Origin of the sequence: Streptomyces sp. NPDC093097, from assembly GCF_044754325.1 — a bacterium.
Taxonomy (GTDB): domain Bacteria; phylum Actinomycetota; class Actinomycetes; order Streptomycetales; family Streptomycetaceae; genus Streptomyces.
The window spans coordinates 112,482-139,325 of record NZ_JBIVOW010000019.1; the positions used below are offsets into that span (position 1 = coordinate 112,482).

Genomic DNA, 26,844 nt, shown 5'->3' on the forward strand with positions numbered 1-26,844 from the left:
GTCACGGGTTCCTCGTGGCGTCGTTGACGAGCTTCACCAGGACCCGCCGCCGCTCCTGGGAGCTTTCGTTCGCGGCCTCCCCCAGCATGAGTGTTACTGCCGAGGGCACGGCCAGCCACCACGCCGCCAGCGCGCGGGCGGAATAGAGCAGGTACGCCGGGGCGACGTCGGTCCGCAGGTACCCGTCGGCCTGGGCCTTGGCGATCGCGCGGACATTGTCCGCGTAGTGCTCGGACCGTTCCCGGGCCGCGGCGAGCGACGCGCGGCCGGACTGCAGCGGATCCGGGTCGAGCCCCTCCCACAACAGTAACCGCAGGTAGTGCGGGTAGGTCCGGTGGTAATCCCATACCCGGCCGGCGAACTCCCCGAGGTCCGCGGCCTGCTCCTCGGTCAGCGGGACGGCGACGGCAAGCTTGCTCATCTCCTGTTCCAGCACCGCACTGAACAGTTTCTGCTTGCTGCCGAAGTACTGGTAGATCCGCTCCTTGTTGACCCCGGCACGGGCGGCAACGCGGTCCACTCGCGCGCCCAGCGGGCCGTGCTCGCTGTACTCGAAGACCGCGGCGTCCAACAGCCGCTGCCTGGTTCGCTCGGTGTCCCAGGCCATGACGTCATGGTACCAATCTCCAACTCGTCAGTTGTACTCGTTCGGGCGGCACGTTAAAATCCAACTCACCAGTTGTATTTTTCGTCCGCAGTGGAGCATCGATGGGCGATGGATCAACCAGAGCGACGTTGGACGACGTCTTCCGCTCGGTCTCGGAATCCGGATTCGGTAAGAAATTTCTCGACCGGATCGCCGATGACCTCGTGTTCACCGCCACCGGGACCTCACCGCTGGCCGGGCGCTACACCAGCAAGGCCGAGTACAGCGAAAAGGTCCTCGCTCGGCTGCACGAACGGTTGGCCACCCCGATCCGCCCGACGGTCGAGCAGATGCTCGTGGACGGAGAGTGGGCGATGGTGCGCTTCCGCAGTGAGGGTGTCCACGGGCACAACGGATCCGATTTCAGCATGCAGTACTGCTGGCTGATCCGGGTCGTCGACGATCGGATCGTTGAGATCATCGGTTTCTACGACACGAAGAAGATGATCGATTTGTTCGCCTAAGGACTGTTCACGCCGAGCCTCGGCGGCGGCCCGCTGCTCCTGGCGTGGCGCGCCGCGACCGGGAGCAATCTGATGCCGGCGGGGCTGCGCTTCGGCGCGACGGCCCTGTTGCTCAAGGCACCCCGATTCCCCGCGACGGCGAAGACAAGGTCCCCGTGACACGACCACGGTGACAGCCGAGCAGCCGACCTGAACCGACCTTCGGCCCATCCACCAGATTTCCACGCGAGAAAGGCCGCCGATGAACGACATCAAGTCCCTGGACGACCGGCTACGCGTCATCGAAGACCGGCTGGCGATCTACAACCTGCTTGCTTCGCACCCGCTCAGTGCGGACACCGGCGAGCCGGACTTCATCGAATCCATCTACACGGGGGCCTTCGTGTTCGACCGCGGCGCCGGGCTGTCTGGCGTACGCGGTCGCGACAAGATGGTCGAACTCGTCGAAAGTGAAGCACACCACACCGCGATCGCCGGCGGGCTCGCGCACTTCGGCAACCTACCGCTCGTCGAACTGCACGGCGACACCGCCGTCGCCACGTCGTATATCGCCCTCATCACGCCGGACGAGAAGGGGCAAGAGCGCGAACTGGCGAACCACGGAACGTCGACCGGATTCCGCATCCATCGCATCGTCGCCAACCGATGGTCCCTCGTCCGTGAAGACGGCCGGTGGTCGATCGCGTCGCGGACCGTCCTGCCCATGGACGGCAGCGGCCCCGCACTGGAGATGGTCCGCCAGGCCGCCACCTACTACGCCGACCGCTGAACGTTCCCGCCAAGTACGACGACTTCCACCAGTCTGCAGGCGGACTTCATAGCCGCCACAACTGCCGGTACGAGTGCCCCTGCCGCGACCGCCAGGCACTGGACGCGATCATGCGGCGCGCCTGCGGCCGGCCTGGTGCCGTGGGGGTGGCAGCGACGCACAGGGGGTAGCCCTGGCCACGTCGTAGGGTCACGCCTCGGTCGAGCGTGGCGCGGACGGCGGGCTCCAGTTCGGCTGCGAGGAGGAAGTCGGTGACCTTGCCCGGCATCGCGAGAGTGACCGGCAGTTCCGGGGCAGGGGTGTCCTGGTGGCCAGCGGTGCATTCGGGAAGGAGGTCGGCGACGGCGGTATGGATGGCGCCGCGGCCCCATCGGTGCCCGGGAATGTCCGGGTTCATGGGGTGGGTGCTGCGCCCGTCGGAAGGCGATGACACCCTCGGACGGTCGAAGTGGCGGCTTGTACCTCGCTAAGGGCCTGTCGGGCAACGGCGCTGAACTCATCGGTGTTGCCCAAGTCGCTCCACCGCTCGTAGGAGATCTTCAACGCGAGCGCCCCCAGCTCTGCGGTCACTCGAGCGACGAGGTCGGGTAGACCGCGGTGCGCCAGCACGACGGGGTCACCTGGTCGCAGACAACACCAGGGCAGGCTCCGTCAGAAGATCGCCAGCGGATTGACCGGGATGCCGGTCAGGCCGTGGATGCGCGGGGGTGCCACCGTGAGCAGGAAGGCGTAGCGGTTCGACTCCGCACAGACGGCGGCCAGTTCTTCCAGCTCCGCGGCGTCGATCAGGGGCATGCCCAGCAGCGGCAGAGCGACGCGGTGCAGGGGGCCGGGGACGGCGGAATCCAGAGGCGGGTCGGCGTCGCCGAGGTCGCCGGCGTACAGGGACACGCCGCTCCGGTGCATCCACCGCACCGCGTCCAGGCTGATGCCCGGCATGGGCCTGTCGGGGTCCATGGTGTGGACCCACCCGCAGCGCACCACCAAGGCGTCCCCGGACTCCAGCCGTACGCCCTGGCGCGCCTCGGCCGCCTCGAAGTCCTCCGAGGTGACCGGGTGCCCCACGGGCAGCGGGCCGTCGAATGCCAGGTCGAGCAGGATGCCCCGGGTGGCGATCCCGGCGGCGAACGCTGCCGTGGAGCCGTGTCGCACGCCGGCCGGTGTCACGCTCTCAGAGAGGGGACGTCCCGGGTAGACCTGGCCGTCCAGGATCTGGTGGCTCAGGGCGTCGAGGTGGGTCGAGCGCACGTGATGGTTGGTCACCAGCATCACGTCCGCCGTCGCGGGTGCGCTTCCGGTGTACTGCATCAGCTGTTGGACCGGCGAGCCGTCCTGGGTCGTGGGCGTGAAGGGGCCGCTGACGAGCGGTGCCGGCCGGATCGGCTGGGCCAGTGAGACCGCTCGTCCGGTACGGGCCTCCGCGGCGCCCCTGGCCCGGGCCTCCTCGGTGATCAGGTTGAGCGTGCCCAGCTCATCGTCCGTACCCCATCGGCCCCAATTGCTGGGGAACTCCTGCTCGTTGGCCGCTTGGGTGACGGCGTCGCCCGGTTCCGTACTCACGGCGGTGAACCTACTGGAAGGTGAACCCACTGGGAAGCGTCGGCTGTCCTTCCGGTGGGTGTGCCGCGGCCCCGTGGCTCGCAGCCGCCGAAGGCGGGCGCCGGAGCAATGCTGTCATCGTGTTTGACTCAGCCCCGAGACGAGGAGTGAGGCGAGTCGGCGTGCGTCGTACCGGGGGTCGCTCTCGGCGCCGATGCAGAGGTTTCCGATGCCACGCATGAGCTGGTAGGCATCGATTCCGGAGTGGATCTCACCGGAGGCGGCGGCAGCGTCGAGGAGCTGGGTGCACACCGGCAGCAGACGTTCGAGGAAGTAGGTGTGCAGCGTCTCGAAGCCGGCGCCGTCCCCCTGCATGGCGGCGGCCAGGCCGTGCTTGGTGACCAGGAAGTCGACGAAGAGGTCGACCCACCTCCCCAGGGCGGCGTGGGGTGTTGGGCCGGCCGCCAGTAGCGCCGGGCCGGCCTCGGCGCAGGCGTCGACCTGGTGTCGGTAGACGGCGATGACGAGGTCTGCACGGGTCGGGAAGTGCCGGTAGATCGTGCCCAGGCCGACGCCGGCCTTGGCTGCGATGTCGCGGACCGGCGCTTCCACTCCCGAGGCGATGAAGACCGCGGCGGCAGCGTCCAGCAGGGTCTGCTGGTTGCGCCGGGCGTCCTTGCGCTTGGACTGGGCCGAGCTGCCCGGGACCTGGCCGCTGTCGTTCACCGCGGCACTCCTTTCGTGAGGCGCATTGCAAACCGGAACGGCGTTCCGTATTGTGAGCGGAGCAACGTTCCGTTTCTATCCGATAGTACCGGCGAGCGGTCCACCAGGGCCGCTGCTGCTGCCATCGTGCTCCACCCGGACGGAAGAGCACGGCCCGCCGGTGGCCGTCGCCGAAGCGGCGTCTCAAGAGAAGCACTCCTCGCTCCGCACCCGCGCCAGCCCTGCGACGCCGCCAGCGAACCAGACAGCGCGAAGACACTGAACGGAAGGCGCCTCCATGTCCCACTCGAACACCGCGAACACCCAGCAGATCGCGGACGCACCCACCACGGTGGTCTCCGCCAGGCCAGTCGTCCTCGCCGCCCCGGACCGCGGCGAGGACCTCCAGGTTCGCGTGGCCGCCCCCGCGACCGGCAGCAACCTGCCCGTCATCCTCTTCTCCCACGGCTTCGGCTGGTCGATGGACGGCTACGCCCCGCTGGCGGACCACTGGGCCGCACACGGCTTCGTGGTCATCCAGCCCACCCACCTCGACTCCCGCACACTCGGCATCTCCGCCGAGGACCCCCGCACGCCGCGGATCTGGCGCTTCCGCATCGAAGACCTCACCCGCGCGCTCGACGGACTCGACGTCCTGGAAGCCTCCGTGCCCGGCCTCGCCGGACGACTCGACCGCGACCGCATCGCCGTGGCAGGCCACTCCTGGGGAGCCCAGACAGCGAGCACGCTGCTGGGCGCCCGCGTCCTCGACTCCGACGGCGCGCCCGGCGAGGACATGTCCGACCCTCGCGTCACGGCCGGTGTGCTGCTCGCCCTGACCGGCCTCGGCGACGACCTGACCCCGTTCGCCACCGAGCACTTCCCCTTCATGAAGCCGTCCTTCACCACCATGACCACACCGGCCCTCATCGTCGCCGGCGACCACGACCAGTCCCACCTGTCCACCCGCGGACCGGACTGGTTCACCGACCCCTACACCCACAGCCCGGTGAACAAGAGCCTGCTCACCCTGTTCGGAGCGGAGCACTCGCTCGGCGGCATCCCCGGCCACCAGGTCACCGAAACGACGGACGAGAGTCCCAAGCGCGTCGCCCTGATCCAGCACCTCACCACGGCCTTCCTCCGCAGTGCCCTGCACGGCGAGGACGCCGGCTGGAAGGCGGCGGCCACCGCACTGGAAGGCGACCCCAACGCGCTGGGGAAGCTGCAGAGCAAGTAGGCGAACGCACCGGGACCCACTCTGCGCGGTGCCGGTACGCGGCACGGGGAGCGGACACCCGGGCGCCCCTGCCTCGGGCCGCGAGGTGCCGCCCGCCCCGCCCGAGAGGCGCCCGGCAGGGGTTGCCGACACCACCAAGCAGTCCGCACCGCACGTCATCCGAACGAACAAGGACCCAACGCCCATGACGCAATCCCTTCCTCCCCGCTTCGGGATCATGACGGCTCCCTCGCAGGTCGAATACCACGACATCCTGCGGGTCTGGCACGAGGCCGACACCATCCCTGAGATCGAGCACGCCTGGCTGTTCGACCACCTCATGCCGATCGGCGGCGACCCCAACGGGGTGACCTACGAAGGCTGGACACTCCTCTCCGCCCTCGCGGCCCACACCCGACGACTGCGCCTGGGCGTGCTTGTGACGAGCAACCGCTTCCGCCCGCCCGCGCTACTGGCCAAGATCGCCGCGACCGTCGACGTCATCTCCGGCGGACGCCTCGACTTCGGCATCGGCGTCGGATCGCGCCCCAGCCACCCCGGCGCCCGGCGCGAGTACGAAGCCCACGGCTTGCCCTTCCACGACACAGACCGCGCCGTGGCCCACCTCGCCGAAGCCTGCACCGTGATCCGGCGACTGTGGACCGAGGCCGAACCGTTCGACTTCCACGGCACCCACATCCAACTGACCGGCGCCTTCGGCAACCCCAAACCCGTTCAACGCCCCCACCCACCCCTCATCATCGGCGGACGCACCACCTCGACGCTGCGGGTCGTGGCCCAGCACGCCGATGTGTGGAACATCCCCGGCGGCGACATCGACGACGCGATACAGCGCAACGCACTGCTGGACCGCTACTGCGCCGAGATCGGCCGCGACCCCGCCGCCATCGCCCGCTCGACCGTGCTGCCGGTCTCCTACGACCACCCCGACACGACCCGGAACGCGATCGGCGAGGCCATCAGCGCCGGGTTCCACCACATCATCCTCGGCCTGCCGGCGCCCTACCCCGCAGGCGTTGCACGATGGGTCACTGACGAACTCATCACCAGTTCGCCCCAGGAACACCGCTTGGCATGAACGCGAAAACACCACGACCCACAACCGATAAGCAACGATCCTCGTCACCGCAGGCTTCGGCTTCACCGGACCCCGCACATACGAGCCCTGCTCGACCAAGGCGAAGACTGCGTCGACCTCCGACGAAGCCAGCCGGTCCCCGGACCGCGGCCGAGCGCCGTGGTCCGGCAGCTGATCGTGTGTTCCGTTGGCGGCAGTCACAGTCCGCCGACTCGACGTCGGTTTTTGTGACGCTTGCGGCAAGTTGGCGCCGATCGTCGCGTCTGCGAGGGGTGACGGGAAGGGCCCAACGCCCCGCCATATCCGTCAAGTTGGAGAGCTAGGGCCTGTGTGAGGTCGTGATCATTCTCGGGTTCTGTCCCGTTCGGGAGCCGAACCTGGTAGGACGTCGGGTGTGACGTGCAGGCAACTCACCGATGATCAGTGGGAGTTCATCGAGCCGTATCTGCCGATAGGTGAGTACGGCCCGTACCCGCAGCGGCTGCGGGACCAGTTCGAGGGGTGATCTGGCGATTCCGTTCCAGTGCCCAGTGGCGGGAGATGCCCGGTGAGTTCAGCCCCTGGCCGACGGTCTACGGCCGTTTCCGAATCTGGCGTGACGCCGGTGTGTTCACCGCACTCCTGGAATGCCTGATCGCCGAGGCCGCCCGCCGAGGGAAGGCAGACCTGTCCCTGATCAGCGTGGATTCCACGACAGTCCGCGCACACCACGACGCCGCCGGGATGAGGATCGACAAAGAGGTACTGGAGGCGCTGGAGGAAGCCGCTGCCGAACAGGAGCGGGCCCGGCAAAAAGGGGTGAATCACAGGGACACAACGGGCAAGGCAGCGGAAACGACCCCGGCAGGGAAGAGCGACGGCGCATCCGACGACGCCGCAGGCTCCGACTGAAAGCCGCTCTGCTCGGCCGGTCCCGGGGCGGACTCACCAGCAAAATCCATCTCGCCGGGGACCGCGGGTGCCGCCCGCTGACAATCGTGCTGAGCGCGAGTGACGTAGGTGCGGGGCGTGGGTCTGCCGTTGTCGGTGCGAGCGTCGTAAGCGAACCTCCCGGTCGCCGGTCAGGGCTGGATGTTCTCCAGGTCCTCCAGGAGGCTGGGGTGCTTCGGCTCCCAGCCGAGGGCCTGCCGGGTATGGGCGCTGGACGAGGGCTGGTCGGCCGCGAAGATCGGGCCGAGCGGGCCGTACGTCTGCGGCGGCACCGACTCGACCGGCAGGCCCAGCCGTCGGCCGATGACCGCGGCGATGTCTCGCACCTGGTCTCCCTCATCGGCCACGGCGTGCCAGACGCTGCCGGCCTCCCCCTGTTCCAGGGCGAGCCGGAAGAGGACCGCCGCGTCGAGCGCGTGGACGGCCGGCCAGCGCTGTGTGCCGTCGCCCGGGTAGCCGGACACCCCGGTCTGGCGTGCGATGCCGGTCAGCAGGCCGGCGAACCCGCCCGAGCCCTGGTTGTGGACCGTGCGCGGCAGGCGTACGGCCGTGCTCCGGACCCCGCGCGCGGCAAGGCTCAGGACCGCCGAGACCGCGCGGCTGCGACCGCCGACCGGTCCGTCGGTCGGCACCGGGTCGGCCTCGGTGGAGGCGCGGCCGGGGGCCTGGGGCGTACCCGAGACGGTCACGAAGGGGCGGTCGCTGCCGACGAGTTGTTCGCCTAGGGCCGCGAGGGCGGCGCTCTCCTCGGCAACGTTCTTCGCGAGGGCCTCGGGGCTGCTGAAGTCATTGCCGAACGCCAGGTGGACGACCCCGTCGGCCTGGGTGACGCCGGCCCGGAGGACGTCCAGATCGGCGAGGGCTCCCCGGAGCGGCTCGGCGCCGGCCGCCTCGGCGGCAAGCGCGGACGCGTCGGAGCGGGCGAGTGCGAGGACGGTGTGGCCGTTGCCGAGCAGTTCGGCGACGACGGTGGATCCGATCAGACCGGTGGCACCGGTGACGAAGACACGCATGGAAACCCCTTCAAGCGATGGGACTCTTGTCCCGTCACACGCTATCAGGCGACGGGACAAGAGTCCCATCACATATGCTGGCCCTATGGGTAGATGGGAACCAGGCGCACGCGAACGCCTCGTCGTGGCCGCGTGCGACCTCTTCAACGAGCAGGGGTACGACGCCACGACGGTCGCGCAGATCGCCGAGCGTGCCGGGGTCACCAAAAGCACCTTCTTCCGGCACTTCCCCGACAAGCGCGAGCTGCTGGTGGCCGGACAGGAGACGCTGAGCCGGCTGCTGACCGAGGGGATCGCCGAGTCCCCCGGCCGCGCCACCCCGTTGGAGGCGGTCGCCGCCGGCCTTGAGCGCGCGTCGAGCGCGATGGGCCCCATGAACCGCGAGCTCGCCCCGCGCGTGAAGGCGGCCGTCGCCGCCAGCGCCGAGCTGCAAGAGCGTGACGCCCTCAAGACCATCAGCCTCGCCGCCGCGATGACGGCCGCCCTGGTCGCCCGCGGCCTGCCCGACCCCACCGCGGCCCTCGCGAGCGAGCTGGGCATCCTCGCCTTCAAGCGCGGATTCGCCCAATGGTCCGAGGGCGACCGCGACGGCAAGGACGAACTCGCCGGATACGTCCTGGCGGCCCTGGACGAGCTGCGTGCAGCGAGCGCATCGCTGGGCTGATCGGACAGATCCACCCGCTCATCGGCCGGCCGGATGCGGACGCCGAACGGCTGCTACAGCCACCACGTGGGGAACGATGTGACTACATCCCCTGGGGAGTTACGTGGTCGTCGACAGGAGCGGGGATCCCATGCCGTGCGCAGTCGAAAATCAGGCGACAGCCGGGAACCGGACGCCCTAACGTCCGTAGGCATGGCACCTTCACTTGAGCGTCCCCCCTTCCAGGCCGACGAACGCACCGCGCTGATCGGCTGGTTGGATCTGCAACGACAGATCCTGCGATGGAAGTGCGAGGGCCTGAGCGAGGCGGACGCGCACCGCTCCGTCATCCCGACCTCGCCGGCGATGACGATGGCCGGGCTCATCAGCCATATGCGGTGGGTCGAACACACCTGGCTGGAGGTGCTGTTCCTGGGCGGCGACAAGACGCAGAACCCGTCCTTCGACGAGACGGACGAGAGCGCTGACTGGCGAGTCGACGGTGTCCCGCTGAAGCAACTGCTCGCGGAGTACGAGGCCCAGTGCACCCGAAGCAATGAGATCGTGGCCGCGGCCTCCCTGGACGACGTCGGCCGCCACCCCGACTTCCGCTCCAGCAACGCCAATCTCCGCTGGATGCTCATCCATCTCGTCGAGGAGACCGGACGCCACGCGGGGCACGCAGACATCGTCAGGGAGCTGCTCGACGGGGCAAAGGGGTACTACTAGTGGTTCGCCAGGCAGCCTTGGCCGGGTAATCGACCTACTGCTCGTCGCTCGGCGGACTGTCTCCACCGACGGCACCGCCTTGGGCCAACGTCAACGTGCCCAGTGGCACCAGCAGTTGGGATCTGTACGTCGAGGGCGGCAGGGACGTCCTCGGAGGTTCGGGGAACTGCGGAGCCCGCGACTTCGTGACCTTGGAAGGCGCCAAGGTCACCGTCCGCACCGCCTCGACCGCCGGCGACACTCTTCGTCCGGCGGGCCGCCCGGGACCAGCCCGGTCGGCTCATCCCTGGTTGGCGAATTCCTGGTAGATGGACGCCAGGAAGGTGGACAGGTGGGTGAATTCGGTCTGGTCGTGCAGCAGCATCTCGTAGGCGAAGCCGAGCGCCTCACTGCGTTCCTCGTCGGTGCTGTAGGTCTTGCCGCGGTCGAAGAGGTAGCGGCTGCGCAGTTCGAAACCGTCGGCTGTGGTGCGAACGAGGTGGAGCATGACGCCGTTGTTGAGGCTGAGCTTGCCGCACGCGTGGGCGCTGATCTCGGACTCGGCGAAGCGGCTGGTGTCGAAGCCCAGTTCGCAAGGGTGGAGGAACCGGATGGTGAGCTCCGAGCGCATGGGTCCGATGTACTCGATGACGTCGTGGGTGTTGCCGATGTAGCGATCGACGTCAGTGACCCCGGGCCGGGTGAGGACGTTCTGGTCGCGGGGGACGGCCTGCTGGTGGTTGTAGGGATACCAGAGTGAGTAGCGCTCGGGCTCGACGGAATGCCACCAGAACCACCAGGTGAACATCTCCGGCGTGCAGCCGGGGAAGCGGGTGAGGCTGGTGACGTACGGGTGGCCGTCGTCGGTGACGCAGAAGCCGGTCTCGACCTTGTGGTAGCCGGCGTCCAGCAGGGTGTTGAGATCCTCGGGCGAGCTGCTGATGGCCGCATCGGAGGGCATGGCGCTCTGGATGGCGGGCATCACGTCGTCGTGAAGCCACAGGTCGCCGTTGAAATACTTGGCGTACGGCTTGCCCTTGATCCGTTCGCTGTTGTGCCGGAACAGAGCCTGGGTGGCGACCGGGTAGTAGGTCACGGGAAGCATGGCACGGCCCTTCTTTCAGTCGTCGACGTGACGAGCGGACTCGCCGCCGTCCACAGCGGGGACACCGGACGAAGTGGCGGGGCGGCGGCGCAGCCGGGCGAGTAGCAGACGTCCTCCGGATGCGCCGATGACGATGCCGAACAGGCCGACCAGCGCAATCCACGGCGGGGCCGGGGTGGCACACCCATGAGCCAGCACAGGAATCAGGCAACATCCTCATACAGCGCCAGGCGATCCGCGACCTGTGGCTGCCGAGCCGGTCGGTGATGTGCCGGACAAGGCCGATGCCGACGGCGAACCCCCGGAGGCAGCGCGTGTCGGACTGTCTCCGGGGAGATCACCAAGGTCCCGGAGGGAAGGCACCAGAATCCGGGGCAGGTCACCAGGGTTCGGGGACCGGGATGGTGTCGCGGTGCTCGCCCGCGTAGAGGGAGGGCAGGAATCGCGCAAGGAAGGTGAACTCGTTGTAGCAGTGCCGCAGCACTTCGCGGCCGAACTCATCCGTGAAGGTCTCGGCCATCTGCTGCGGCGTCAGCTTGCCGACGAGATCCACGCCGAAGTAGAAGTTGCTGCGCAGAGCGCTGCCCCAGGGCGTGTCGCGGCACAGGTGCATGAGCCGGTTGCCCAGGAACCGGCCGTCCTCGTCGCGTTCGGCATCGAAGCCGTTGCCGATGCGGCCGCAGACCGCGCCGGTGATCCGGCCCTCGCTGCGTGCCTGCCGGTAGGCGGCGGGGGTGAAGAACTCCTCCGGGTCACGGAACTGAACGGCGACCTGCTGTGCGGGCAGATGCCCGAAGCGCTCCTCGGCGAGGTGAACCGAGCCCGGCAACTCTCCCTCGACTCCCTCGGCCCAGTTGCTGGCGACGTGGTCGATCGGGTGCCACCAGATGTACTGCTGGGTGAGGGGACGGGAGCGGAACCACCACTCGAACATCTCGCCGCTGACGCCGTGCAGGTCGGTACGGCAAGCGATGTGGAGGACTCCGTCCGCATCACGTTCGAAGCCGGTCTCCAGCGGCAGCGGGGCCGGGGCGAGCAGAGCGTCAAGGCCGGTGAAAGGCATTCCCATTCTCACTTTCCGTGTGTCATCGCGGGGTCGGGTGCGGCGGCCGGTACAGCCGGCGTCCCGCGGCCCGCGTGATCAGGGCCGGGGTGGGGCCCTGGCCTGGTGCGTGCGGAGCGCATCCGCGTCAGCAGACCGCGCACTCCGCTCTCGCCCGCCACGATGGCGAGCAGGCCGAGCAGTGCCGGCCACGGCGGAGCCGGTGAGCGCACGCCCATGACCCAATACAGCAGTCCGGCGGCGATGCCCGCGCCCAGGGACAGGGCGTAGCGCCCGGCTGTTGCGCGGATGCCGGTCATGTCAGGGCTCTCGGGATTCCGTAGCCGATCAGCATTCCCGCCAGTCCGGTCAGGGCGATCAGCGAAGGAGCGGGTGAGCGCATGCGCAGCAGCGCGTACATCGCGCCGACGACAAGCCCGGCTCCGGCGATAGCGGCATAGGTGAGCACCGCGACCTCCTGGTTCGAGCAGGTGGCCCTGTCATGGCCACCGTCTGGTTCCACGACCGTAACATGAACGTGAATACAGATTCATTTCTAACTGTGTGAGGATGAGCCCATGACCACGCGTCCCGGCCCTCCCCAGCAAAAACGCAGCCAAGCGGCGATGGAACGGATCTTGGAAGCCGCTCAGCAACTGATCACTGAGGAAGGCATTGCCGGATTCACCCTCAGCGCGGTGGCCGCGCGCGCCGGCGTGGCCGTGGGCACCGTCTACCAGCGCTTCGCCAACAAGGAGGACCTGCTCGTCTCGACCCAGCAACGCTGGCTCGACACTGTCGCCCGGACCCAGCGGGAGCAGTTCCTGCCGGTCGCGGTGCAGCAGCCGGACTTCGTCCGGGCCGTCTCCCTGTACGCGGAGCAACTGCTCGCCCTGTTCCGGGACCACGCCTGCCTGGTCCGCGAGTTCATCGTGTACGCGGCTGCCGTGCCGGCGCTGCGGGAAGCCGCTCAGCAGCGACTCGACCAGCTGGCGCAGGAGCGGTGCGACGTCTTCATGGCGCTTCCCGACCGCCCCCCGCACATCACGCGCGGCAACATCCTGCTCGCCCTGCGCGCCGTGCAGTCCCTCCTCGAGTGGCGCGTCGCCACCTCGCCCGACATGGAGGAGGTAGTCGCCATGCCGTGGGACACGTTGGCCGACGACATCCCGAAACTGGTCACCGCCTACCTCGGCCACGACGCCTGATCAACGGCCGAGGCCCCGGCCGGCGGACCGTGACCGGGACGACCGGAGGACCGGAGGACCGCGACCGATGACAGGACCGACAGCCGGCTACCCGGTGCGCGGGTCCACCACAGGCACCCGCGTCGCCTCCATCAGGGCCTCGCCCTCCACTCCCCTGTGCTTCCGCTCCCGCCGGATCTCGGACCGCAGCCGTGCGTCGGCCCTGGCGACGATGCGCTGGTTCTCCCGCATCAACTTGCGGTAGCTGGGGGCCAGTAGGAGTCGGAACCAGAAGACCGGCATAGCCGTCAAAACTTCTGACGGGGTGTGAGTAGAGCTCGTGGTGCTCCGACCTCGGGACACGGGTGCGGGGCGACGGGACAGCCGATGACTGGGGCTTCCCGCGCCCGGAGGCCCGCGGGGCGTTTCCGACGCAGTCGAGCGCCAGTGGTCCCCCGCGCCCGTCAGCCGCCGCTGAGGCTGCGCTCGACGCTTTCCACCTTGCGGGTCAGACCACCGCCACCGCCAGGCTGCAGATCCGCCTTGAGGACGAGCAACGATCGCGGTGCCCGCGCGGTCACCGCCTCCACCGCCTGTTTGATCACTGGCATGACCTCGTCCCATTCGCCCTCAACAGAGGTGAACAGCGCATCGGTGCGGTTCGGCAGTCCGGAGGCGCGCACCACGCGTACCGCGTCAGCCACGAGGTCAGAAAGGTGCTCACCGACCCCGAGAGGCGTGACGGAGAAGGCAACAATCATGCTGTGAGCGTGGCACTCCATGGATCGCCCCTGGAGGCAACGCGCCGCTTCCACCGGGGCTCTTTCCCTGGAACGGGCGGACCGCCACCGCTCAGACCGACGGCGGCGGCTGCGCGCCCGCGCCGCAGCTCGTCCAGCTCGGCGCCCCTGCCGTGGCCCTCGCCGACCACCTGTCGCTGAGCTTGTCGTCGACCTGTGGTGTCGGTGGCGACCCCGGCCGGTCTACTGGTGAAGAGGCAGCGTTCCGACCCTGCGCAATTCCTCGGTGTTCGCCGTACCGCCCCGGAGAAGAGCGACAGCAACCAAGCAGCTGAGCACCCGGTCACCCGCGACGGTGGTCTCCCGACCGACGCCGTATCTTGGGCAGGAGATCGGTCGAGTGTTCGGGGGAATTGTGCGAATCGCAGATCACGCTGCCTGGGATCGGGGTTTCCCGGTCAAGTACCTGCTGGTCCGTGAGGACGAGGAGGGCGAGGAAAAGTACTGGGGGCGGTGCGCGAGCGTCGAGGGCATGTTTGTGGACAAGGTGCCGCCGCGCGAGGTATTGACGCTGCGAGGATGTACTCCCACAGGTGCGTTGCGCAATGCCCTGTCGCCAGCCGCAGAGTCGACTGGACTGCTGGGCGATGTGTGTGTCGAGGTATGGGACGAGCAGCAGCCGCTGCAGTGGTGGACCCTCGTGGACACAGTCGTCCTCGCCCACCAGCCGAACCGGAGCGACCCGGCCCTGGTGGATGTCGTCGTGGGGGCCGGGGTCGAAGAAGAGCACGCATGGGACCACACCCTGCCGATGTCTCCGCAGTTCAAACTGTTCACAGGAACCACCATGGCCGCCAGTCCCGCTGGACACTGCGTCGGAGTGGACGGGCTGTTCGTCTCGCGCGGGGCCCCGCCATCGACTCCACTGCACCTCATCGGGTGCGAAGCCGCTGAACCCTTGCTCGCCGTCTTGCGCCGACCCCGCAAGTGGGACCGGGACTGGGTGCAATTGTGGGCGCTGGACCACCACGGCGAAGTGATGTACCGCCACAACGTGTACCTGCGCATCGAGAAGACACGGCCGTCTGTGCTCGGAGGCACCCTCGTCGACATCACGCTCGCCGACGGCGGCGACGATCGGCCTCCGCTGTTGGCCCGGCCTATCTGGGAGACCTGGTATCGGGGAGCACCAACAACCTGCAACCAGTGGGCCCCGTACTCCGCGCAGGGCAGATCCGAGTGGCTTGACCTAACGGCCGCCCGCATCAGCGGCCAGCGCCCGGACCGCTCCGGCGGCACCCACCATCTTGACGGCCAGTTCGTCACCGACGTGCCTGGTCTGCACTGCGCGATGGCAGAGGCCCTCGTGGGGCCCGGGGGCTACTTCGGCCGGGGGTGGAACGCGTTCACGGACTGCCTGGGTGGTGGTTTCGGCGTGGCCCTGCCCTTCACTCTGATCTGGCACGACGCGGACGTAGCCCGCCGAGCGCTGGCAGCCGTCGTCTCGGAACCTGATGAGGGTCTCTCCTATTTCGAGGACATCGTTCGGCTGCTCAAACGCTGCGGTGTCACCGTCGTTCTTCAGTAGCTGGGGCACTCCGCGGACTGATGAAGGTCGGCGGAGGTCCGACCGCGCTATTTGATAGCTCTGAGGGCCGCGAGGTAGCCGGCCCAGCTGTCCTGGGCAAGCGCCGCCCACTGGATCGCGGTGTTCCTGTGGAACCCGCACAGGCATCGGATCTGCGTTCTTACAGGTCATGACGGCAGTGGCAGGCCAGGGGTCAGCAAACCGTCAGCATCAGTCGAGTCGGCGTCCAGCCGTTCGCTTTGAAATGACTCCGGGCACCCGCAGCGCGTTGATCTCGTCAGGTAAAACTCCGGATAAAATTGGCCGAGATGGCGGCGCCGTGCACCTGAAATCGGAGCGCGGCCATGAAACATTCGACCTTAGGCCTGGATCGGTCGAAGTGTGCAACTCGAGAATTTCGGGATTTCGAAGGGTGGGCGACTGGTGACCCAGCAAAACAGCCAACGGCCTCAAGCCGAGCTAGTGGAATCACTCGTGAATGGGTTCGTCACGGAACGGGATTCCAGGTCTATTGCAGAAATGCACCCTGGGATCTGCGACGTGATCATTCCCTGGATTCGCGAGGCGGCGGATGCGGGAAATTGGACGAGGGTCGGGAAGTTTGCCAACTTGGCCATTCCTCTTCGAGTAGCAGGCCTGGGTGAGATTCTTCAGGGGATCCTTGATTCAGGCGCCGCAGGAGCGAACAAAGAGGACCTCGTGGATATTTTGGGCGAGATCCGGGATGTGAGCGCGGTCACCTGCCTGTCTCAGGTGGCGGAACGTTCGGTGGTCGAGGACGCGCCAGCGTATTGGCTGTGCCAGAAGGTCATCGCCTCTCTGGGAGAGATTGGCACGCCGGAGTCGCTTGAGTGCGTTCGTCAGATGACGACCCAGCCATGGCCCAACCCTGTCCGATGGCACGCAGCCGTCGAGCTGGAGATCGAAGACGAACTTGGGTTCGACGAAGATCAAATGTTGGAGTAGCGCACGCGTCGGGCGCTGCTGAGATCCAGAAATTTTGATAGCGCTAGCTAATCCTCAGGAATCATGTGATTCACGATGTCGATGAGCGTCTCGATATCGTCTCCCAGGGGGGTGATTTCCCAGTCTCCGGCAAATCCTCTACGCACAAGAACTGCAGAGAGGAAATCCAGCAGCTCTTCCGCCTCGTCTTCCACTGGGGAAGTAGATGAGGAAGCGATGGCGTGGGGTGAAGGAGAATTCTCGGTCAGTTCCAATAGGAGGCGGTAGAGGCGATTCCCGCCGGGGAACCACTCGGGCTGCCCCTCCTCGTGTTCGTTCATCTACTGAACTGCCTTCCTAGGCCGGATCTCTCTTCAGGTTCTCGGCTAGTGCATCCACCGCGGCCTCGAGGATCGTTTTCCTGGATTGGTTCCGCGTGACGCGCCGAATGTCGTGATGACTCTACCTTGTTGGGTTAGGACGACCACTTCCTTCTTCTTTCCTCTTCCTGTGAACGTCCAACCGACACCTCGATGGTCTTCTTCATGGGTGACCAACTTAGGGTTCCTCATGGCGTCGACCATCTTGCTTATATTGACGCCTCGACCATCGTTTCGGCCGATGGCTTGATGCAGGCCATGCGTCGTGTATCCGGTGATCTTGTCGGGCTGATTGGTATGGATGGAACAGTCGGAGGATCTGGTACATGCAGTACTCAGACTTGACGTCTCGTTCTGAGGACGACTTCCGCCATTGCTCGGCTGCACCGCCTCCTTGACCTGTTCCTTGGCTTGCTCCTTGACCTCGCTCTTGATCTCTCGCTTGATCTGGCGCGAGCCCTGTGGCCGGGCCTGCTTAGGCGCGGGCTTGGTCCGGGGACGGTAGGTGGGTTTGGCGCGCGGCTTCGGCCGTTGCTTGGCTACGTGGCGGTACTTCGACGCGCGTTTGGGTGCTGCCCTGTTGGCCGTGCGCTGTTTGGCCTTTGCCCGCTGGCGCAGTGCGTTCGCTTTGGCCCGCTTGGCACGTTGGGCGGCCTCGCGGGATGCCCTGTTTTGTGCGCGCTGCAGCTGCTGCCGCATGCGCTTCTCGGCTTCACGCTGGCGTGCGATTGCCCGGTTCCGGGCCTTCTGCGCCGCGGAGGGGCCCTTGTTGGGCTTGGCGCTCTTCCCCTTGCCACCCTTGCGGGCTGCCTTATTGTCGCCCTTGAACAGCTTGGAGACGACCTTGCTCCCGATCCTGCCGATCAAGCCCCAGAAGAGGCCGTCCGGGTCGGACTCCGTGACAGGAGCGTTGTTGGCGTACGCGTACGGGTTCATCGCCTGCGGGGTGCCGAAGTCGATGAGCGGGTCCACCGAGAGGAAGCGGCCGGTGGTCGGGTCGTACTCACGGGCGCCCAGCTGGGTGAGCCCGGTGTGCTCGTCCTCGCGACCTGCGACGAAGCCACGGTTGCCTGCCCACGAGGCGGGCTTGGCACCGCGGTTGGTGCCGAAGGGGGTGAGCAGGCGTCGTTCGACCGGCAGTCCCTCCTGGCCGAGGCCGATCTGGGTGGTGCCGCTGCCGTGGTGGTCGGTCAGCTGGAGTTCGAGCCTGCCGTTCCCGCCGGTGCCATCGCCCTCCGTGGCGGTGCGCACGGTGACGGCGCCGTCAGGGTGTTCGTAGTAGCGGTTGGTGGCGAGCTTGCCGTCCTTGTCTTCGGTCAGCTCGGTGTCGCCGAGGTAGAGCGTGGTGCTGCCATCGGCGGCGCGGTGGATGAGGCGTTCACCGTCGGCGTCGTAGAGGTTCTCGGTGGTCTGGTCCCCTTCGGTGATCTTGGCGAGGTTGCCCTCGGTGTCGTGCTCGACGAGCTTGGTTCGGTTGCCCACCGCGTCGTAGCCGTAGCTGTGCCAGTACGGCTGCGGGCCACCGACGTTCTCCTTGGACGGGGCCTTGGCGCAGGCGTCGGTCGCCGTCCAGGCGCCGGTCATCCGGCGCAGTGCGTCGTAGGTGAAGCACTGTGTGCCGGGCTGGCCCCCGTCGGGCATCGAAGCACCCGGGATCCGGGCGATCTTGGTGATGTTGCCGGCCGGGTCGTAGGTGTAGTTGGTGTCGTCGATCCGGCTGTTCTTGGTGTCCTTGCTGTCGCGGTCGTGGACCGTGCGGGTAAGGCGGCGGGTGTGTTCGTCGCAGAACGACGTGGAGTACACCTTCTTGCCCTGGACTCCCGCCTGGCTGCGCAGCAGTCCACCGGAGGCCACATGTACACGCGCCAATCCGCCCTGCACAACCCCTGAGCTGCAAAGATGCCGGCCGGCCTGCCGCACCGGCAACACCGCCCCGACCCCGGCGCCAATAGACGCCGAAGAGGTTCCGCCGCCGTCGCCGCTGCGGCCGTCAATCTGACGAATTCCCCGACCCTCGACGAGGCCTCTCCCGCCTTGTTTCAGACCTCGATGGACAACCTCCTGGCCGCCAACCACAAGGGCGGGGTGGGTAGTTCGCCATCCTCTCGATGGCCGGCGCGGACCAGGTGCCCGACCTCGCCTACGACCGCGCCAAGGTCCTGCCGGAAGACACCCTCAAGGCCGGACCGGTGGCTGAGATCTCAGTTTGCCTTACAGAGATCTCACATGTCTTAATGCTGACAGTGGGCCGCTGCTATGCAGCAGAAAAATCCCCACATGTGACCATCAAGGAGTTGAGTGATGACGATCTTCGAACCGATCACGGGCCGCTATGTCGCGGTCAACGGTGCGCGCACCTACTTCGACGAGGCCGGTGAAGGCGTCCCGATCGTGTGCGTTCATCCGGGGGCCACGGACTCCCGGATCTATCGGCACCTTTTGCCGTTGCTCGCTGAACGCGGATATCGCGCGATCGCGCCCGATCTTCCCGGGCACTGCCGTTCCTACCCGGCGCAGTGGCAGCCGGGGACTTCCATTCACGACCACGCCGAGTTCGTGCACGCGTTCGTGCGCACGGTGCTGCCTGGAATCTCGCCGTTTGTGCTCGGCGCCTCTGTCGGGGGCCTGACGGCACTGGATCTCGCCGCTCACCACGGAGAGAGCTATCGAGGTGTCGTCGCGATGCAAGCAGCGTCGTGGACACCGCTGTCGGCCGAGGCTGCCGCGTTGCTGGCAGGTCGGACAAGCGCGCCCGATGCCGGCTGGACGGATCACCTCGAGTATGCGGCGGTGGCCTCGGCGAGCAAGAAGCTGACAGCCGAGCAGGAAACCGAGCTGAGGTGGCTGCAACGCAGCACCTCCCAACAGGCCGGTCAGTTCGACGGTCAGGCGTGGGCTTCCCACGATCTGCGCGGCCGGCTCGGCGATGTGCGGTGCCCGGTCCTGCTCGTCCAGGGCACCGACGATTTCTTCGTGCAGAATGAGCTGGTCGATGACACGGTCGCCGAGATGGGCTCGGCGGCGCAGTTGCTGAGGGCGCCTGACATCGGGCATTACCCGCCGCTTGAGAATCCAGAGTGGGTTGCGCAGGTCGCAGACACCTTTGTGAAGCAGTGGACGGCAACGGCGGACTGATCGCTTGCCCTGGCCCCCTGTTTCGCCACCCTCAGGCCGACGGGCTCGGTTGCGCCCCCGCGAGGTCCGACGAGGAGAATGCCGACAGTCGGGCCAGGCAAGACCGGACAGCGGCGGCAACTGCCACGAGGCGCTGCCGACAGCCGGCCGCGAAGACGATCACGGCCGGCGTCTCGTGGGTCACCTCTACGGCGTCGGCCGCCACGTGCGGCACATGATCTCCCCGGACGGAACCACCTGCCGGATCCAGCTCCTCCTGCATCCACCGCTAAGATCCAAGAACTTCCAGCTGAGATACCACATCCCTAGGATGGGTGCGTGAAGTATCTGCCCGCCATTCTCAGCACGGACCACCCCAGCCTGAGCGCCACCGAGCGCGCATATCTCGCGATCAAGCGGCGGATCATCGAGCTTGACCTGGCGCCCGGCGCCCATGTCACCAAGACTGATCTGACGCGGTTGACCGACGCCGGCACCATGCCGGTGCGGGAGGCCCTGACCCGGCTGCAGCGCGATGGGCTGGTCGATGTGCTCCCCCGCTCGGGATACCGGATCCTGCCTGTGACCTTGAAGGGGGCACGCGATCTGTGCGCCTTCCGCCGGCTTCTGGAGACGGAGACCGCCGCCCTCGCGGCAGAGCGCGGCTGCCCGCAGGGTGATCTCGCCCGTATGGAAGAACTCCTCGGCCAGTCCTACGAGCTACGCGATGCAGAGAGCATCGAGGCGTTCCTCCGCGCCACTTTGGAGTTCGATGCGATCATCGCCGACAACTGCGGCAACGACAGGCTGGCCCGGTCGGTCATCCAGGTCTTCGACGAGCTGGAACGAGTTCTGCGGATCACCTTGGAATCGCTTCCGTTCTCGGCATCAGCCGCGCATCAACGACGCGCGGTCTGGGAAGCGATCCGCGACCGCGATCCGGTCGCGGCCCGAGCCGCCATGGACGACCGCACGCGAGCCTCTCAGCAGCAGATCATCGACGCGCTCATGGCCAGTCCGTCGATCGCCGAGGCCAGCATCACCACCTCCCGATGAGTCGTCTCCGTTGACTGTGGACTCTCTTTCCTCAGGGAGGGGATTCCTGGCTCAGGCCGCCTCTGGAGCAGCGCTCCAGGAGGTCTTGCTCCAGGGCCTCGTTGGGCAGGCCGCCTTCGAGGGAATCGATGGCCCGGTCGGCCTTGGCCTCGGTGAGCTGGGCGGAGTTGACGTGGTGACTGGCCACGCCGACGCAGGCGACCTCGGCCGCATGCGCGCCCGCCACGTCGTGCGGGGTGTCGGCGATGACCGCGCAGCGGTCCGGGCCAGGTCCTCGAAATGATCGAAACGCACCGCACGCATGAGGCGCGGCCGTTCCGTGCGGTGCATGGCGATGGTGGCGGTTTCCTGGATGCGGTGGTGGTTGATTCAGGGCAGCCTGTTCTCATCGGGTGGTTCGTGCAGAGGGGCACCGCTTTCCTGGGTGCCGCACAGCCGATGCGTCAGGACGGCGCGGTGCCTGCCCACCCGGTCGAGGATGAAGGCGGCGACGAGTGCTCCCACCATGGGTGCGAGCAAGTACACCCACAGGAATGGCAGTTTGCCGGAGACCACGGCCGGTCCGAACTGGCGGGCCGGGTTGACCGATCCTCCTGTGGTGGTGCCCAGTACGGCGATGGCTCCCCCGATCAGCACTCCGACCAGCCAGGGGACCAGGGGGGCCAGACGAGGAGTCTGTAGGAAGTACCCGACGAGGTAGACGATGAGCCCCATGCTGGCCGCCTCGGCGAAGAACAACTCGGCGGCCGTCCAGCCCGCGCCGGGCTGCAGTACGGCGTAGGCGGTGGGTGGTTCTTGGGCCGCCGGCCCCCAGGCAGCGCCGGCCAGGAGTACGCCGAGTGCGGATCCGATGAGTTGCGCCCCGATGTAGGGGACGACGGATACTCCGGGGAAGACACCAAAACGCCATGTGGCGAAGGAGATCGCCGGGTTCATGTGTCCGCCGGTCATCCGGCCCGGTGGGCTCAGGATGAGAGCGGCGATGAGCAGCCCGACCGCTACGCCGACGATCAGCAGTTGCAGGTGGATCTGCGGGGCCCACTCGGAGATGGAGGACGGGCCGATCACCCATCGCACGATGGTGGTGACGCCGAAGAGGAGCACCAGTGTCAGGAGGAATTCCAGGGCGCTGTGGCCTGCGATCACCGCCGGCGAGGGAGGAGGGGGGTCGCTTCCGTCGGCCGCCCTCGGTGCGCTGGGGGGCGCTGGGATCTGGGGCATGGCACTCCTCCTCCAGTTCGGGAAGGGCGAATCGGCGGCGCCGCTGGGCCGACGGCCGCGGACGAGCTCTGGTACGGGCGCCGGTTCAGCCGCTGCTTCGGTGGACTGGGAGGTAGTGGGAGACCGTGAACGGGTGCTCGGGTTCCAGCAGCGACCTTGCTTTCTCCTCGGCCGAGCGGTCGTATCCGGTGAGCCGGCCGCCATGTTGCCGCTCGTGTTCCTGCCATGAGGCCACCGTGAAGAGTTCCAGGTATCTGTCCGGCTGGGAGCCGTCCTGGAACAGGTCCCAGCGCAGGGCGCCGGTGCGCAGGCGAGAGCGGCCCACGGCTCCCATCGCCTGGGTGAACGCGTCGGCGTGGTCGGCCGGGACGCGGTATTCGACCGTGACGAGGACCGGGCCGGTGGATGCCGACGGGTCCAGGACCATGGCAGGGGTCGGCCAGTGCATCGAGGGCGACCGGTCCAGGTCGGTGTCCGGCACGGCGATGAACAGTCCGGCCAGGGAACCGATCACCAGCACCGCCGCCGCCACCAGCAGAGCACCCTGCACACTGATGGCGTCGGCGATCGTGCCCCACACCGCGGCGCCGATCGCCAGGCCACCCTGAAAGATCGTCAGGTAGACGGCCAGCGCTCGGGCCCGTACCCACTCGGGAGCCGTCACCTGCATCTGGGCATTGAGGATCGACAGAACGCCGACCCAGGCGAGGCCGGAGAAGACCAGAGCCACGCCGGCGACCCAGGGGATGCGCACCACGGCGAGCACGAGCAGTGTCAGTGCGAGCAGTACGCCCCCGCCCGCCAGCGTGGTGTTGCTGGACCACTTGCGGCGCGCCCGTGGCAACACCACGGCTCCCAGCACGGCTCCTGCTCCTACCGCGCCCAGCAGCAGGCCGTACCCGCCCACCCCCACCCCGAGCTGTTGGTGCGCCGCAACAGGCAAGAGGGCCCACAGCGCGGCCGCGCAGGGGACGTAGAGCAACAGTCTGCCGAGGATGTTGCGGATCCTCGGCGCATGGCGCACGTATCGGTAGCCCGCCCTGATCGCCGGCACCATGCGCTCGGCGGCCATGGTGTCGGCGCTCGCCGGCCGGTGCCAGGTGGCCAGTGCGGCCAGGGTGACGAGGAACGACGCGGCGTTGACGGCGAAGACAGCGGCCGTGCCGGCCAGAGCCACGACCAGACCGCCGAGCGCGGGGCCGATGGCGCGGGCCATGTTCATGTTCACCCCGCCCAGGGCGGCGGCGGCCGGGATCAGATCGCGTTCGGCCACGAGCTCGGGCTGGATGGCCTGCCACGCCGGGTTCATCAGTGCCGTGCCGCAGCCCAGGACGAAGGTCAGGGCCAGAACACCGTAGGAGTTCATCTGCCCGAGCGCGGTCAGAGCGGCGAGCAGTGCGGCGGCCATGAGCATGACCAGCTGGGCGGTGAACAGGAGTTTGCGGCGGTCGACGATGTCTGCCAGGGCCCCGGCGGGAATGCCGAGCAGCAGGACCGGCAGACTGGCGGCCGTCTGTACCAGTGCGATCAGGCCTGGCGACCCCCTCTGCTCGGTGATCAGCCATTGGGCGCCGACCGTCTGCATCCAGCTGCCGATGTTGGAGACGAACTGGGCCAGCCACAGCGTCCGGAACACCGGAACGTGCAGCGGCGCCCAGTACGAGGCGGTGCTGGACGGCGGGGCGGGCGGCTGGGCCGGGGCCGCCGTACCGCCGTTCGCAGGTGGAGTCATCCCAGTTCCTCTCGGATGGGAGGAGTGGTAGTGGCGGGCCCAGGGGCGGATGAACGGTGGTGGTGCACGCCGGTGTTGCGGCTATGCGGCCCGGCGTGCCGGGATCAGTGTCCGCCGATCATGGCGTGGGCGTAGGTGACGCCCAGTCCGTAGGCTCCGGCGTGCTGCATGACGACGTCCGTGACCGGCTCGTAGGTCTCGGTGCGGCTCCAGTCACGCTGCCATTCGAGAAGCGTGGTGAGCCAGGTCGTGGGGACGACACCCCGCTGGCTCATGCGCAGGATGGCGTTGTTGTGGGCGTCCACCGACACGCCGCCGCAGGCGTCGGTGGGGACGTACACCTGGTAGCCCTGGTCGGTCGCGGACAGCGCGGCCAGCGAGATGCAGACCTCGGTCCACAGGCCGGCCAGAACGATCTTGGGCCGCCCGGTGGCCTTGACCGCGTCGACGACGCGCTGGTCCTCCCAGCAGTTCATGGTGGTGCGGTCGATGGGCTGCTGGTCGGGGAACTGCTCTGCCAGGGGGGGCAGCAGGGGGCCGGAGAAGGTCTTGGAGGCGACGGTGGTCAGCACGACCGGTACGCCGAAGACCTTGGCGGACTTGGCCAGGGCCACGGTGGCGTTGATGATCTCACCGCGGTCGGTGCTGGTGGTGCCGAAGAACATCTGCGGCTGGTGGTCCACCAACACCACGACGCTGTCGTGGGGGGTGAGGAGCTGCGCGGCTGGGTCTGCCTTGACGGCCTGGATGTTGACCATGGTCTCTTCTACCCTTCAGCTGGTGCAGGTTGGACGGGTGCCGATCTGGGCCGTCGGCGGCCGGCCACTCGGTCTCTTTCCGCGGTCGGTCACAGGACGAAGCAGGCGTCGAAGATCTCGGATGCGGCGGAGTCGCCGTCGGGGGCGAAGCCGCGGGCGACGCGCCATTGGCGGTGTTCCTCGGACTCGGCCGCGGCGTCGACCAGGGCCCGGGCCTGGCCAAGTCCGGAAGGCGGGGTCGGGAACATCGTGCGGTGGTACCCGCCGTAGTAGGCGACGGGGCTCCAGGACGGTTCCACGCCGGGCAGTGGCGGGGCGAGCCCTTCGAACTCCCCCGCCGCGTGGACGACGCGCCCGCCGACGACGGTCAACAGGGACTCGATGTGCGAGATGTCCTCTTCCGGGACCGTGAAGAAGTCCGCCGACAGAACCGCCAGGTCGGCGTAGTAGCCCTTCTTGAGGATGCCCTTCACCTCGCTCTCACCGGTGAGTTGGGCCCCGGCCACGGTGTACATGCGCAGGGCCGTGTCCCGGTCGACGCGGTTTTCGGGAGAGGCCAGAATCTGTCCGCCGATGGAGCGTCCTCGTACCAGCCATTCCAGGGAAAGCCAGGGGTTGTAGCTGGAGACCCGGGTGGCGTCGGTGCCGGCCCCGACCGTCAGGCCCTGGTCGAGCATCTTGCGGATCGGTGGCGCGTCGGAGGCTCGGGCTGCCCCGTACCGGTCGAGGAAGGCGCTGCCCTGGAACATCATGCGGTTCTGGATGGACAGTGCACCGCCCATGGCGGCGATGCGGTCCAGGGCCGCTTCGGACACGGTCTCGGCGTGGTCGAAGAACCAGGGGACGCCGCGTGGGAAGCCGCCGTCGGCCGCGATCTTGTCGAACACGTCGAGGTTGGCGTCGATGGTCTCCCCGTAGGTGGCGTGCAGACGGAATCCCCAGCCGTTGTCGAGGAGCAGGCGTACCGCTGCCTCCAGTTCGCGGTCGGCGCGCTCGGGCCGCAGGGGCCGCGGCTCGGTGAAGTTCTCGTAGTCGGCGGGCGACCAGGCCAGGTTCTCTCCGGCCCCGTTGAGCCGCAGCCACTCGTCGCCGTCGCCGGGCCGCACCGAACCGATCCAGCGGCGCAGGTCGTCCAGTTCCTGTCCGGCGGTCTGCGGGAACAGGTGGTAGGCGATGCGCAGGGTCAGCAGGCCCTGTTCGGCGAGTTTCATCACGGCCCCGTAGTTTTCGGGGAAGTTCTGGAATCCGCCGCCGGCGTCGATCGCGCTTGTCAGGCCGAGTCTGTTCAGCTCGTGCAGGAAGTGCCTGGTGGAGCCGAGCTGTTCGTTCTCCGGCAGAGTGGGGCCCTTGGCCAGGGTGGCGTAGAGCAGGCCGGCCGCAGGCGCGGCGAGCAGCATGCCGGTGGGTTCACCGGAGTGGTTCCGGACGATCTGTCCGCCGGGGGGCGCGACGGAGTCCTTGGTGAATCCGACCGCCTTCAGGGCCGCGCGGTTGAGGATCGCGGACTGATACAGGTGCAGTACGAAGACGGGGGTGTCAGGTGCTGCGGCGTTCAGTTCCGAGACCGTGGGCAGGCGGCGTTCGGCGAACTGTTCTCCGGTCCATCCGCCCACCACTCGCACCCACTGGCCCTTGGGCGTGCGCGCGACCTGCTCGCGCAGCATCCACAGGGCGGTGCGCAGCGAGGGGACGCCGTCCCAGCGCATTTCCAGGAGGTAGTTCAAACCACCGCGGATCACATGCAGATGGGAGTCGTTGAGCCCGGGGATGACGCGTCGGTTGAGCGCGTCGATGACGCGGGTGTCCGGCCCTACGAAGGGGGCGATCCGCGCGTCGTCGCCGATGGCGACGATCCGCCCGCCGCGTACGGCCAGGGCTGCGGCGGTGGGCCGGGCGGTGTCTCCGGTATGGATGCGTCCGTTGCGGATGACCAGTTCGGCCGGTTCTTGTGCGTTCGGGTCGACGGCGATGCCGTCTACGGACATGGTGTTGATCATCTGGACGCTCCATAGCGCACGGGGCTGCGGGCCCGGTCCGTACTGGCCGCCGGGCGAGGTCAGATGGCAAGTGCGCGGAAACCGGCGTCGAGCGGTGTCGGGCTACGCACTGGAGGAACTGCTGGCCTGGCGAGCCGGGAGGGCTGGCTGCCACTCGGGCCCACAGGGAGGCAACTGTGCGCCGTGAGCCCGCCGTTCAGCGTGCAGTGCCGGCCTCATACCGCGGAGAACCGGCACCGAAAAT

The 26,844-nt window shown here is 67.8% G+C and carries 30 protein-coding genes and 2 pseudogenes; 13 read left to right on the top strand and 19 right to left on the bottom strand.

Annotated features, from left to right (window positions below; translation table 11 throughout):
• Position 1: 1 nt before the first annotated feature.
• Complete coding sequence (locus ACIQE0_RS28305; RefSeq protein ID WP_402337458.1) at positions 2-607, bottom strand: TetR/AcrR family transcriptional regulator; 606 nt, start codon at positions 605-607, stop codon at positions 2-4.
• Positions 608-735: 128 nt separating this feature from the next.
• Between ACIQE0_RS28305 and ACIQE0_RS28310 the strand changes: the two genes are divergently transcribed.
• Positions 736-1,110 carry a nuclear transport factor 2 family protein gene (locus ACIQE0_RS28310; protein WP_402337460.1) on the top strand — a complete coding sequence of 125 codons (375 nt, stop codon included), beginning with the start codon at positions 736-738 and terminating at the stop codon, positions 1,108-1,110.
• A 241-nt stretch (positions 1,111-1,351) separates the two neighbouring features.
• Positions 1,352-1,879 carry a nuclear transport factor 2 family protein gene (locus ACIQE0_RS28315; RefSeq protein ID WP_402337463.1) on the top strand — a complete coding sequence of 176 codons (528 nt, stop codon included), beginning with the start codon at positions 1,352-1,354 and terminating at the stop codon, positions 1,877-1,879.
• Between the two features lie 46 nt (positions 1,880-1,925).
• On the opposite strand, the gene ACIQE0_RS28320 is transcribed toward ACIQE0_RS28315, so the two are convergent.
• The 3 genes from ACIQE0_RS28320 to ACIQE0_RS28330 all read right to left on the bottom strand — a co-directional run bounded on the left by ACIQE0_RS28320 (position 1,926) and on the right by ACIQE0_RS28330 (position 4,144).
• Positions 1,926-2,312: a hypothetical protein gene (locus ACIQE0_RS28320; protein ID WP_402337466.1), complete on the bottom strand. Its 387-nt coding sequence runs from the start codon at positions 2,310-2,312 to the stop codon at positions 1,926-1,928.
• A 218-nt stretch (positions 2,313-2,530) separates the two neighbouring features.
• Positions 2,531-3,439, bottom strand: a complete 909-nt coding sequence (locus ACIQE0_RS28325; RefSeq protein WP_402337469.1) for a cyclase family protein — start codon at positions 3,437-3,439, stop codon at positions 2,531-2,533.
• 114 nt (positions 3,440-3,553) lie between these two features.
• Positions 3,554-4,144 carry a TetR/AcrR family transcriptional regulator gene (locus tag ACIQE0_RS28330; protein ID WP_366336508.1) on the bottom strand — a complete coding sequence of 197 codons (591 nt, stop codon included), beginning with the start codon at positions 4,142-4,144 and terminating at the stop codon, positions 3,554-3,556.
• Between the two features lie 277 nt (positions 4,145-4,421).
• Here ACIQE0_RS28330 and ACIQE0_RS28335 point away from each other — a divergent pair, with 277 nt between their 5' ends.
• From ACIQE0_RS28335 to ACIQE0_RS28345, 3 genes and pseudogenes are all read left to right on the top strand, one after another.
• A complete protein-coding gene (locus tag ACIQE0_RS28335; RefSeq protein ID WP_402337472.1) occupies positions 4,422-5,363 on the top strand; it encodes an alpha/beta hydrolase family protein in 942 nt (313 codons plus the stop codon).
• Between the two features lie 184 nt (positions 5,364-5,547).
• On the top strand, positions 5,548-6,441 hold the full coding sequence (locus ACIQE0_RS28340; RefSeq protein WP_402337475.1) for an LLM class flavin-dependent oxidoreductase: 894 nt from the start codon (positions 5,548-5,550) through the stop codon (positions 6,439-6,441).
• Positions 6,442-6,835: 394 nt separating this feature from the next.
• A pseudogene (locus tag ACIQE0_RS28345) lies at positions 6,836-7,499 on the top strand (transposase); the annotation flags it as partial.
• A gap of 3 nt (positions 7,500-7,502) precedes the next feature.
• On the opposite strand, the gene ACIQE0_RS28350 reads toward ACIQE0_RS28345, so the two are convergent.
• The gene (locus tag ACIQE0_RS28350) at positions 7,503-8,384 is read right to left on the bottom strand and encodes an SDR family oxidoreductase (RefSeq protein ID WP_402337477.1); all 882 of its coding nucleotides are present in this window, start codon (positions 8,382-8,384) and stop codon (positions 7,503-7,505) included.
• 85 nt (positions 8,385-8,469) lie between these two features.
• Here ACIQE0_RS28350 and ACIQE0_RS28355 point away from each other — a divergent pair, with 85 nt between their 5' ends.
• Together ACIQE0_RS28355 and ACIQE0_RS28360 are read left to right on the top strand one after the other, a co-directional pair.
• Positions 8,470-9,048: a helix-turn-helix domain-containing protein gene (locus ACIQE0_RS28355; RefSeq protein ID WP_366330945.1), complete on the top strand. Its 579-nt coding sequence runs from the start codon at positions 8,470-8,472 to the stop codon at positions 9,046-9,048.
• A gap of 192 nt (positions 9,049-9,240) precedes the next feature.
• Complete coding sequence (locus ACIQE0_RS28360; RefSeq protein WP_402337481.1) at positions 9,241-9,756, top strand: DinB family protein; 516 nt, start codon at positions 9,241-9,243, stop codon at positions 9,754-9,756.
• A 280-nt stretch (positions 9,757-10,036) separates the two neighbouring features.
• Here the strand turns inward: ACIQE0_RS28360 and ACIQE0_RS28365 are convergent, their stop codons facing one another.
• The 5 genes from ACIQE0_RS28365 to ACIQE0_RS28385 all read right to left on the bottom strand — a co-directional run bounded on the left by ACIQE0_RS28365 (position 10,037) and on the right by ACIQE0_RS28385 (position 12,405).
• On the bottom strand, positions 10,037-10,840 hold the full coding sequence (locus ACIQE0_RS28365) for a DAPG hydrolase family protein (protein ID WP_402337483.1): 804 nt from the start codon (positions 10,838-10,840) through the stop codon (positions 10,037-10,039).
• 15 nt (positions 10,841-10,855) lie between these two features.
• Complete coding sequence (locus ACIQE0_RS28370; protein ID WP_402337486.1) at positions 10,856-11,038, bottom strand: hypothetical protein; 183 nt, start codon at positions 11,036-11,038, stop codon at positions 10,856-10,858.
• Between the two features lie 181 nt (positions 11,039-11,219).
• Positions 11,220-11,909 (bottom strand): DAPG hydrolase family protein, encoded by a 690-nt coding sequence (locus ACIQE0_RS28375; protein ID WP_402337489.1) that lies wholly within the window; start codon positions 11,907-11,909, stop codon positions 11,220-11,222.
• A gap of 2 nt (positions 11,910-11,911) precedes the next feature.
• Entirely contained in the window at positions 11,912-12,202 is a 291-nt protein-coding gene (locus tag ACIQE0_RS28380; RefSeq protein WP_402337492.1) for a DUF1427 family protein, read from the bottom strand.
• Positions 12,199-12,405 carry a DUF1427 family protein gene (locus ACIQE0_RS28385; RefSeq protein WP_402337495.1) on the bottom strand — a complete coding sequence of 69 codons (207 nt, stop codon included), beginning with the start codon at positions 12,403-12,405 and terminating at the stop codon, positions 12,199-12,201. Before ACIQE0_RS28385 ends, ACIQE0_RS28380 begins: the two co-directional genes overlap by 4 nt.
• A 55-nt stretch (positions 12,406-12,460) precedes the next feature.
• Here ACIQE0_RS28385 and ACIQE0_RS28390 point away from each other — a divergent pair, with 55 nt between their 5' ends.
• Positions 12,461-13,090 carry a TetR/AcrR family transcriptional regulator gene (locus ACIQE0_RS28390; protein ID WP_366337659.1) on the top strand — a complete coding sequence of 210 codons (630 nt, stop codon included), beginning with the start codon at positions 12,461-12,463 and terminating at the stop codon, positions 13,088-13,090.
• A gap of 87 nt (positions 13,091-13,177) precedes the next feature.
• On the opposite strand, the gene ACIQE0_RS28395 is transcribed toward ACIQE0_RS28390, so the two are convergent.
• Positions 13,178-13,372 carry a hypothetical protein gene (locus ACIQE0_RS28395; protein ID WP_402337640.1) on the bottom strand — a complete coding sequence of 65 codons (195 nt, stop codon included), beginning with the start codon at positions 13,370-13,372 and terminating at the stop codon, positions 13,178-13,180.
• Positions 13,373-13,533: 161 nt separating this feature from the next.
• The gene (locus tag ACIQE0_RS28400) at positions 13,534-13,830 is read right to left on the bottom strand and encodes a thiamine-binding protein (protein WP_366337657.1); all 297 of its coding nucleotides are present in this window, start codon (positions 13,828-13,830) and stop codon (positions 13,534-13,536) included.
• A gap of 379 nt (positions 13,831-14,209) precedes the next feature.
• Here ACIQE0_RS28400 and ACIQE0_RS28405 point away from each other — a divergent pair, with 379 nt between their 5' ends.
• On the top strand, positions 14,210-15,397 hold the full coding sequence (locus tag ACIQE0_RS28405; protein ID WP_366337655.1) for a barstar family protein: 1,188 nt from the start codon (positions 14,210-14,212) through the stop codon (positions 15,395-15,397).
• 423 nt (positions 15,398-15,820) lie between these two features.
• Positions 15,821-16,363, top strand: coding sequence for a HEAT repeat domain-containing protein (locus tag ACIQE0_RS28410; protein ID WP_402337499.1), 543 nt, complete (start codon positions 15,821-15,823; stop codon positions 16,361-16,363).
• Positions 16,364-16,410: 47 nt separating this feature from the next.
• Here the strand turns inward: ACIQE0_RS28410 and ACIQE0_RS28415 are convergent, their stop codons facing one another.
• Entirely contained in the window at positions 16,411-16,683 is a 273-nt protein-coding gene (locus ACIQE0_RS28415; RefSeq protein ID WP_366337651.1) for a hypothetical protein, read from the bottom strand.
• Between the two features lie 45 nt (positions 16,684-16,728).
• Positions 16,729-18,363 (bottom strand): RHS repeat-associated core domain-containing protein, encoded by a 1,635-nt coding sequence (locus ACIQE0_RS28420; protein WP_402337624.1) that lies wholly within the window; start codon positions 18,361-18,363, stop codon positions 16,729-16,731.
• 336 nt (positions 18,364-18,699) lie between these two features.
• Between ACIQE0_RS28420 and ACIQE0_RS28425 the strand changes: the two are divergent.
• The 3 genes and pseudogenes from ACIQE0_RS28425 to ACIQE0_RS28435 form a co-directional block, all read left to right on the top strand.
• A pseudogene (locus ACIQE0_RS28425) lies at positions 18,700-18,914 on the top strand (LysR family transcriptional regulator); the annotation flags it as partial.
• A 109-nt stretch (positions 18,915-19,023) separates the two neighbouring features.
• Positions 19,024-19,857: an alpha/beta fold hydrolase gene (locus tag ACIQE0_RS28430; protein WP_402337502.1), complete on the top strand. Its 834-nt coding sequence runs from the start codon at positions 19,024-19,026 to the stop codon at positions 19,855-19,857.
• 318 nt (positions 19,858-20,175) lie between these two features.
• Positions 20,176-20,892, top strand: coding sequence for a GntR family transcriptional regulator (locus ACIQE0_RS28435; protein ID WP_402337505.1), 717 nt, complete (start codon positions 20,176-20,178; stop codon positions 20,890-20,892).
• Positions 20,893-20,923: 31 nt separating this feature from the next.
• On the opposite strand, the gene ACIQE0_RS28440 is transcribed toward ACIQE0_RS28435, so the two are convergent.
• The 5 genes from ACIQE0_RS28440 to ACIQE0_RS28460 form a co-directional block, all read right to left on the bottom strand.
• Positions 20,924-21,265, bottom strand: a complete 342-nt coding sequence (locus tag ACIQE0_RS28440; protein WP_402337628.1) for an HAD family hydrolase — start codon at positions 21,263-21,265, stop codon at positions 20,924-20,926.
• Positions 21,262-22,113 carry an MIP/aquaporin family protein gene (locus tag ACIQE0_RS28445; protein WP_402337508.1) on the bottom strand — a complete coding sequence of 284 codons (852 nt, stop codon included), beginning with the start codon at positions 22,111-22,113 and terminating at the stop codon, positions 21,262-21,264. The genes ACIQE0_RS28440 and ACIQE0_RS28445 overlap by 4 nt, the downstream gene beginning before the upstream one ends.
• A gap of 85 nt (positions 22,114-22,198) precedes the next feature.
• A complete protein-coding gene (locus tag ACIQE0_RS28450; protein ID WP_402337510.1) occupies positions 22,199-23,845 on the bottom strand; it encodes an MFS transporter in 1,647 nt (548 codons plus the stop codon).
• A gap of 104 nt (positions 23,846-23,949) precedes the next feature.
• Complete coding sequence (locus ACIQE0_RS28455; protein ID WP_402337513.1) at positions 23,950-24,603, bottom strand: hydrolase; 654 nt, start codon at positions 24,601-24,603, stop codon at positions 23,950-23,952.
• Positions 24,604-24,692: 89 nt separating this feature from the next.
• The gene (locus ACIQE0_RS28460) at positions 24,693-26,600 is read right to left on the bottom strand and encodes an amidohydrolase (protein ID WP_366337633.1); all 1,908 of its coding nucleotides are present in this window, start codon (positions 26,598-26,600) and stop codon (positions 24,693-24,695) included.
• Positions 26,601-26,844: the final 244 nt, after the last annotated feature.

Excerpts from the sequence above, each read along its gene's own strand:
- ACIQE0_RS28360 (WP_402337481.1), top strand. The coding sequence starts at position 9,241 with ATGGCACCTTCACTTGAGCGTCCCCCCTTCCAGGCCGACGAACGCACC.
- ACIQE0_RS28450 (WP_402337510.1), bottom strand. The coding sequence starts at position 23,845 with ATGACTCCACCTGCGAACGGCGGTACGGCGGCCCCGGCCCAGCCGCCC.
- ACIQE0_RS28395 (WP_402337640.1), bottom strand. The coding sequence starts at position 13,372 with ATGCCGGTCTTCTGGTTCCGACTCCTACTGGCCCCCAGCTACCGCAAG.
- ACIQE0_RS28340 (WP_402337475.1), top strand. The coding sequence starts at position 5,548 with ATGACGCAATCCCTTCCTCCCCGCTTCGGGATCATGACGGCTCCCTCG.
- ACIQE0_RS28455 (WP_402337513.1), bottom strand. The coding sequence starts at position 24,603 with ATGGTCAACATCCAGGCCGTCAAGGCAGACCCAGCCGCGCAGCTCCTC.
- ACIQE0_RS28365 (WP_402337483.1), bottom strand. The coding sequence starts at position 10,840 with ATGCTTCCCGTGACCTACTACCCGGTCGCCACCCAGGCTCTGTTCCGG.
- ACIQE0_RS28445 (WP_402337508.1), bottom strand. The coding sequence starts at position 22,113 with ATGCCCCAGATCCCAGCGCCCCCCAGCGCACCGAGGGCGGCCGACGGA.
- ACIQE0_RS28335 (WP_402337472.1), top strand. The coding sequence starts at position 4,422 with ATGTCCCACTCGAACACCGCGAACACCCAGCAGATCGCGGACGCACCC.
- ACIQE0_RS28350 (WP_402337477.1), bottom strand. The coding sequence starts at position 8,384 with ATGCGTGTCTTCGTCACCGGTGCCACCGGTCTGATCGGATCCACCGTC.
- ACIQE0_RS28430 (WP_402337502.1), top strand. The coding sequence starts at position 19,024 with ATGACGATCTTCGAACCGATCACGGGCCGCTATGTCGCGGTCAACGGT.
- ACIQE0_RS28305 (WP_402337458.1), bottom strand. The coding sequence starts at position 607 with ATGGCCTGGGACACCGAGCGAACCAGGCAGCGGCTGTTGGACGCCGCG.
- ACIQE0_RS28315 (WP_402337463.1), top strand. The coding sequence starts at position 1,352 with ATGAACGACATCAAGTCCCTGGACGACCGGCTACGCGTCATCGAAGAC.
- ACIQE0_RS28355 (WP_366330945.1), top strand. The coding sequence starts at position 8,470 with ATGGGTAGATGGGAACCAGGCGCACGCGAACGCCTCGTCGTGGCCGCG.
- ACIQE0_RS28460 (WP_366337633.1), bottom strand. The coding sequence starts at position 26,600 with ATGATCAACACCATGTCCGTAGACGGCATCGCCGTCGACCCGAACGCA.
- ACIQE0_RS28390 (WP_366337659.1), top strand. The coding sequence starts at position 12,461 with ATGACCACGCGTCCCGGCCCTCCCCAGCAAAAACGCAGCCAAGCGGCG.
- ACIQE0_RS28420 (WP_402337624.1), bottom strand. The coding sequence starts at position 18,363 with ATGCCCGACGGGGGCCAGCCCGGCACACAGTGCTTCACCTACGACGCA.
- ACIQE0_RS28375 (WP_402337489.1), bottom strand. The coding sequence starts at position 11,909 with ATGGGAATGCCTTTCACCGGCCTTGACGCTCTGCTCGCCCCGGCCCCG.
- ACIQE0_RS28415 (WP_366337651.1), bottom strand. The coding sequence starts at position 16,683 with ATGAACGAACACGAGGAGGGGCAGCCCGAGTGGTTCCCCGGCGGGAAT.
- ACIQE0_RS28400 (WP_366337657.1), bottom strand. The coding sequence starts at position 13,830 with ATGATTGTTGCCTTCTCCGTCACGCCTCTCGGGGTCGGTGAGCACCTT.
- ACIQE0_RS28380 (WP_402337492.1), bottom strand. The coding sequence starts at position 12,202 with ATGACCGGCATCCGCGCAACAGCCGGGCGCTACGCCCTGTCCCTGGGC.